This is a genomic window from Pirellulales bacterium (genome assembly GCA_036499395.1).
Classification (GTDB): domain Bacteria; phylum Planctomycetota; class Planctomycetia; order Pirellulales; family JACPPG01; genus JACPPG01.
The window spans coordinates 26,710-32,756 of record DASYDW010000119.1 but is presented as its reverse complement, the minus strand read 5'-3'; the positions used below and the strand labels follow the sequence as shown (position 1 = coordinate 32,756).

The 6,047-nt window shown below is 60.5% G+C and carries 4 protein-coding genes; 1 reads left to right on the top strand and 3 read right to left on the bottom strand.

Features of this window, described 5'->3' with window-relative positions; genetic code table 11:
• Positions 1-363: 363 nt before the first annotated feature.
• Positions 364-1,086 (top strand): YebC/PmpR family DNA-binding transcriptional regulator, encoded by a 723-nt coding sequence (locus VGN12_21710; GenBank protein ID HEY4312080.1) that lies wholly within the window; start codon positions 364-366, stop codon positions 1,084-1,086.
• Positions 1,087-1,131: 45 nt separating this feature from the next.
• Here the strand turns inward: VGN12_21710 and VGN12_21705 are convergent, their stop codons facing one another.
• From VGN12_21705 to VGN12_21695, 3 genes are read right to left on the bottom strand one after another with little or no spacing between them, the layout of a single operon-like run.
• On the bottom strand, positions 1,132-1,542 hold the full coding sequence (locus tag VGN12_21705) for a DUF2809 domain-containing protein (GenBank protein HEY4312079.1): 411 nt from the start codon (positions 1,540-1,542) through the stop codon (positions 1,132-1,134).
• The gene (locus VGN12_21700) at positions 1,539-5,237 is read right to left on the bottom strand and encodes a serine/threonine-protein kinase (protein ID HEY4312078.1); all 3,699 of its coding nucleotides are present in this window, start codon (positions 5,235-5,237) and stop codon (positions 1,539-1,541) included. The genes VGN12_21705 and VGN12_21700 overlap by 4 nt, the downstream gene beginning before the upstream one ends.
• A 45-nt stretch (positions 5,238-5,282) precedes the next feature.
• On the bottom strand, positions 5,283-5,867 hold the full coding sequence (locus VGN12_21695; GenBank protein HEY4312077.1) for a sigma-70 family RNA polymerase sigma factor: 585 nt from the start codon (positions 5,865-5,867) through the stop codon (positions 5,283-5,285).
• Between the last annotated feature and the right edge of the window lie 180 nt (positions 5,868-6,047).

Sequence of the window (6,047 nt, the reverse complement as noted above, 5' to 3'; positions counted from 1 at the left end):
CACAGCGCGTCGGGGATGTGGTGAAACTTTGACGTCGATTGATCGCCCACAGGCACCTCCGTGCAAATCGAGAATGGTCTCCTCAACCTGCACTACGGATGCTTGCAGCCAAACGGTTCGGTACTCGGATAGGCTCTAAGGACTTCCCAAGCAGGATTGCGGGAAATCCTGCAACAGCCTGCAAGCATTTGCAAAAGCTGCCAGCTTTTACTGTCGGTGACAGGTTTCTTTTTGCGCTGCGCGGTTTTCCCGGCATTCCGCCGGTCGCCCCTTGAACATAAGCTGCCAAGAACGCAATAACACGGGAAGCTTTGCGCAGGGCCCTTGGATCCAATATTTCGTCGGGAGAGAGGCAGTACTCGCATGGGAAGAATCTTCGAGAAGCGCAAAGAGTCGATCTTCAAGACCGCTGCTCAAAAATCGAAGCTCTACGCCAAGTATGGCAAGCAGTTGTACATGGCGGCCAAGAATGGTGTGCCCAACCCGGACGTCAATCCCTCTCTGCGCAGCATGGTGGAAAAGGCCAAGCGTGAACAGGTTCCCAGCCATGTGATTGAAAAGGCGATCCAGAAAGCGAGCGGCGCGGGAGGTGAGAACTTCCAGTCGGCGCGATACGAGGGATTTGGTCCTGGGGGCGCCCTGGTAATCGTCGATTGTTTGACCGACAACAATCAACGAACGATTTCCGAGGTCCGCAGTTGCTTTACCAAAACCGGCTCCAAGTTGGCAGCCAACGGCTCGGTCGTGCTGTCGTTCGATCACCTGGCCGTTCTTTCCTTCAAGGGTGCCAGCGAAGACCAGGTGCTCGAGGCCATGTTCAATGCGGATGTTGCGGTCGAAGAAGTTGAAAATAAAGACGGCTTCATAACGATCTTTGCCCCTCCTGCCGAGTTCTTCAAAACCAAGATGGCCGTCCTCAACGCCTTTCCCGATGTCGAATTGGAATTCCAGGAAATCACTTTTCTCCCGCAGACCAGCAAGACGCTAAGTGACGAAGACCTACCGCTGTTCGAAAAGTTCCTCGAGATGTTGAACGACTGCGACGACGTGCAGGACATCTATCACAACGTCGCGCTGCCACGTTAGCCGGCCTTCGCCTTCGTTGACGAAAACGTTAGCCTCTGACGCTTACTAGCACGGATCGCTTCCGTCTTTTTCGCGCTCATAGTGCCAGATGTACTCCTCGCACGCTCCGACCGCGATGCCTAACACATAGGCGATCAAATCTGGGCTATTGAACGAAGAACCGAGTGCCAAGTGGCCCAGACGAGTCGCGCGAATTCCATCGATCCAGGGAGCGTGATAAAGCTGCAAAAACTCGACTGACCAAGCCGCGCCAAGAGCGACTATTGCAACGCGCACGGTAGAAGCACTGCGAAAAACCAATCCAAAACCAACAAACACGGCCAGAGCCCACAGCGAGTCCCCGCCGTATTTGGCGAGAAAACCCGGTAGCGGAAGCAGGCTCGATCGCCACAGCAGCCCCGTCCCGACAACGAGCGCCGCCGCCGACGCATAGACCAGCCGACTGCGTTCAATCACTCGTCGCTTCCCGGCATCGGCGTGCCCAACGTGCGTAGCGCGCTCTGCAGCTGCGACCATTGGCCATCGATCCATTCAACTTCGAGTCGGCCTGAATCCTCGGTTTCGTCGGCCTGCAGAACGTCGGCCGGCCAGTCCAGTTCCAGCTCGCCGAGCGAACGGCGGATCTCGGTCAAGTTCCATATCCGCGTCGCCGTGTTTTGATCCACCGAAGTGATCGCCAAGCGGCGTTGATTCGGCGCGAATGTGACAAACGGCGAAGAACTAGGCGCAGGATGCACGATCTCGGCCCAGTCGGCTCCCGATTGCGGATCGACCAAACGCACCTCGCCGCTCGGTTGCGCAATCGCTAGGGCCGAGCTGTCGGGCGAAAAGGCGATGCCGAGCCCGTTCGGTGTCGTCCCCTGGGCTCGCAGGTTGTGAGCCAACGTCCAATCGGTCGTGCGCCACAATTGCACGCCGCCGGGGGTCGTCGCCAGCCAGCGACCGTCACGACTGAACTCAAGCATGCCAAACTTATCGATCGACAATTCGGCCAATCGATTTCCCGATGAGATATCCCATATAGACGCGCCCGGCGTTTCCCATCCGGCGACGGCTGCCAGGCGCTCGTCGAAGTTCACGGCGGCTTTTCGCGGGTCCCCTGAGGGCCGCAGGTTGACGCGTTCCCGTCCAGACGACAGCGATTGGGCATGCCAGCCGCCCACGTCTAAAAACACCAGCACTTGGTCCGGCTCGCTTGTGGCCAGACTGGTAGGAGTCACAACTCCGCTGATCCGCTCCGGCGGCCCGAGGGACACAATGGTTGTCGCTTCCCCTTCATGCGAGTTTTGCACGCGTTGCTGGCGGGGCCAGCGATAAATACCAGAATAACTCGCGAGTATCAGGTTCCCCTGCCGATCGAATCGCGCTGCGGAAGGCGTGCCGCGCTTAACTGCCAGGCGCTGGCATCGCTGTGCGTCCCATAGCTCGACGCCGTTGTCAGTGCCGACGGCTAACAAGCGGCTGTCCGGACTGCTGTGCGTACCATTGCACGCGCCAATCGGGGGCGAAAACGCGCGAGGCAAGTACCGGCATTCGGATCCCGACGCAAGTTCCCACAATTCGACCGATGTTCCGGAAGGTTTCAATAGCGCGATTTGTCCTTCGGCGTCGCAATCAATTGCTAATTTCACAAATCCCTGAACTTCGAGTTCTCTCTGCCCTGTGCCGACATCCCACAGCATCAGTTTCGAATCCCACAAACTGCAAGAAACCAGCCGAGCACCATCAGCACTGAACTGCATCTGATGCGGGAATCCGCGGTGCTGGAGCCGCACCAGCTCCCTGCGCGTACGCAAGTGCCACAGCGTAATCGGCTGCGAGCCACTCCACACAGCCACGCACTCGCCGTTGGGATGCCAAACGGCTTGTACGGCAGGGCCCTCCACCGCGAAGCGCGTGACGAGTTCTCCACTATCCCAGGCAAAAACATCGACGTCGTGCGCCGTGCAGACCGCCAATCGTCGCGAAGGCGAATGATACGCGCTAAAATTGACGGCCTCGCGATCGGTCAACGTGCGGATCAATGCACCCGTTTCCGCATCGACGACTTGCACACCGATACCGACGCGGCTCACCACAGCCTGCGCTCCAGCGGGCACGAACGACAGCCATGCTGCCTGCGAATCACTCCAGGCAGGTTCGAGTCCGGCGTCCGTGATCCTCCATACGCGCGTCCCCCGTTCGCCAGTAACGGCCACGAATCGTGCATCAGGCGAAAAGACTGGCTGCACTCGGTTCAATTCGTGCCGGATCACGCCCACCGGAGCACCGCCCGAGAAGCGCGCGACGAATAGTGTTTGTCCCTGCAGATTTAGGGCGAACAGGTCGGCCTTCCGCGCCACGGCGCCATTGTGTACTTGCTCTTCACCCTCCCAAATCGTGCTCGTGCGCCGCAGATCGGGAAGCGAGAGCGATCTGATCGCGGCATTGCGCAACTGCAACTGTCGCTCGGCCGTCGCGCCGATCCCCGGAAGCAACAGCCTGGCACGCTTGATCGTATCGATCGCCTCGAAGCGCTGGCCCAACTGTCGGCTGGTATTGCGGGCCGCAATTTCTGCCAAATACGCATCCCACAGGCGTAGCTGGGCGTCGCTTTTGGCCTCGCGTTCGGCAAGCTCGACGCGCGTGGTAACCTCGAGTTGGCGGCTCAAGCGGTTTGAATACCACATCGAAACGATCGACACGGCCAGAAGTAGCAGGGCCACCGAGCCCAGGGCCGCCGCCAAGGCGCGATTGCGCCGGCACCATCGCCAGGCATGTTCCCAACGGCTGCTGGGGCGCGCATGAATTGGCCGATCGGCAAGAAACCGCCGCAGATCATCCGCTAGGTCTTGTGCCGATGCATAGCGATTAACGACATCGCGCTCCAGGCACTTTGTGCAGATCGTCGCCAGGTCGCGCGGTAAGGCCGGAACAAGACGTTTGATCGGTACGGATTCAGCCAGAAGCACTTGCTGCAAAGTGTCGATCGCTGTTTCGCCTCGAAACGGGGGGCGACCGCTGAGCAATTCGTACAGGATCGCCCCCAGCGCATAAACATCCGAGGCCGGTCCCACGGCACTAACCCGGCCGGCTGCTTGTTCTGGCGCCATGTAGCTCGGCGTTCCCAGCAGCGTGCCGCTGTGTGTGTGGTCCGAGCCCTGATCGCGAAACACTTTCGCCAAGCCAAAGTCCGCGATCTTGACTTGCAGAGCGGCGTCTTCGCCGGCAATCAGCAGATTATTCGGCTTCAAATCGCGATGCACGACGCCGCGCCCGTGCGCAAAGGAAACGGTGCGCGCCAACTGTTCGATTAGCTCGGCGGCACGACGCGGATTCCAAGGCGTACCATCAAGCCGTTGCGCTAGCGTGCCCCCGTCGACCAGCTCTAAGGCGAGATATGGCCCCTCTTCGTGCTGGCCGTAATCGTATACCTGCACAATTTGTGGATGGTGCAACGAAGCGACGACCTCGGCTTCGGAACGGAAACGAACCAGCAGCTCTTCATTAGTCAGGTCCGCCCGGCGTACCATTTTCAGCGCCACCAGTCGATTGAGGCTCGGTTGCCGCGCCTTGTAAACCACTCCCATGGCCCCGCGGCCAAGCTCTTCGAGGATCTCGTAATCCGCCTCCAGCTTTCGATCCGGCCGGTGTGCGGCATTTGTCGCCGAAATGTTCGTTCCCTCGTCGACCGCCTCATCCCGGCCAGCGGGTTCGTCGAATGCCTGGTGCAGGCGGACCTGGTCAGTCAATATCTCGGCCAGCTCTGGATAGCGTTGCGAAAACTCGGTCACGTTGGGACGCTCGCCCAGGTTTTCGCGGATTAAGAATTCCGCATACACGACATCAGCGGCCAGCTCGGGATCCGCGGCCAGTGCTGGAAATCGCGCCAGGTATTCTCGGGCATCCACAATCGACCCGCGCCGCAAGCGCTGCCGCAAGTCGACGCGGACCACGGCCGCCAACTCGCTGGCTTGAATGTCGTCGCAGCCGGTCAGGAACTCTTCCAGCAGTGGCGTCCGCGATTGCCAAAGCAGCGAGTACTCGCGCGCCGGGGCACGCTGGTTACGAAGGCGAGCGGCCGAACTGTCAGGCACGAACGGGGTCATCGGTGTTTCGTCGGTGCGAAAGAACGATTCGCCGGCGCCGCCGGATCGTTCATGGGGTTTCAAGCGGCGCAACCGCCGTTTGCGGGCAAACCGCACGGCCCAAAAAACTCAATCCTCCAGGCCAAGTTCTCGTCCCACACGTTCGATACCGCGTGAGAGTTGCATGCGTCGCGCCTGCCCGGAACCCCCGAGCCGGTCGGCGACCTCGTCCCAGCTCAGTCCTTCGCCGCGCAAGTCCGCGATCCGCCGCTCTTCGTCAGCCAGGGCGCCGCGCATGCGCTCCAGCAATTCGCGTCGCGAAAACATCTCGCTGGCCGAAGGACAGGGATCGGCAACCTGCGACAGAACGGCGGGCGAAACCACGGCCACGCGGCGCACATCGCGGCGCAGTCGCCGCTCCTGGCGGGCCCGCGATGCGAGCTTGTTGCGGGCCATTGCGACCAGCAGGCGGACGAGTTGGTCGGCACAATCCAGATCGTACTCGCCGATCGCGGCCCGGACGAAAAAGCTAGCTAGCACCGATTGCGAGACGTCCAGAGAATCGAAGGCACGGTTGAGTCGCTCGTCTTCGATCCGCAGACGCACCTCGCGGCGAATCAGCGGCTCGTAGCGGCGGACAAGCAGTTCTGCCGCCTCGTCATCGCCGGCCCGGATTCTGCGCAGCAGCAACGGGAAGTCATCGTCCTGGTGCATGGCTCTTGCCCCCGACTCGCAAGTTCCGGCGCGCCCTGCCCGGCGTCGCATCGGCTCCTTATTGATTTTTCTTCTGACCCGTCTCGTGTGCGTTTCTCGCCGCCCCGGCGATATATCGAGATGAGCGGAGATTCGAGCCAATCGTTACCGCACCTTCCGTTCTGAATCGTGGCCCGATTG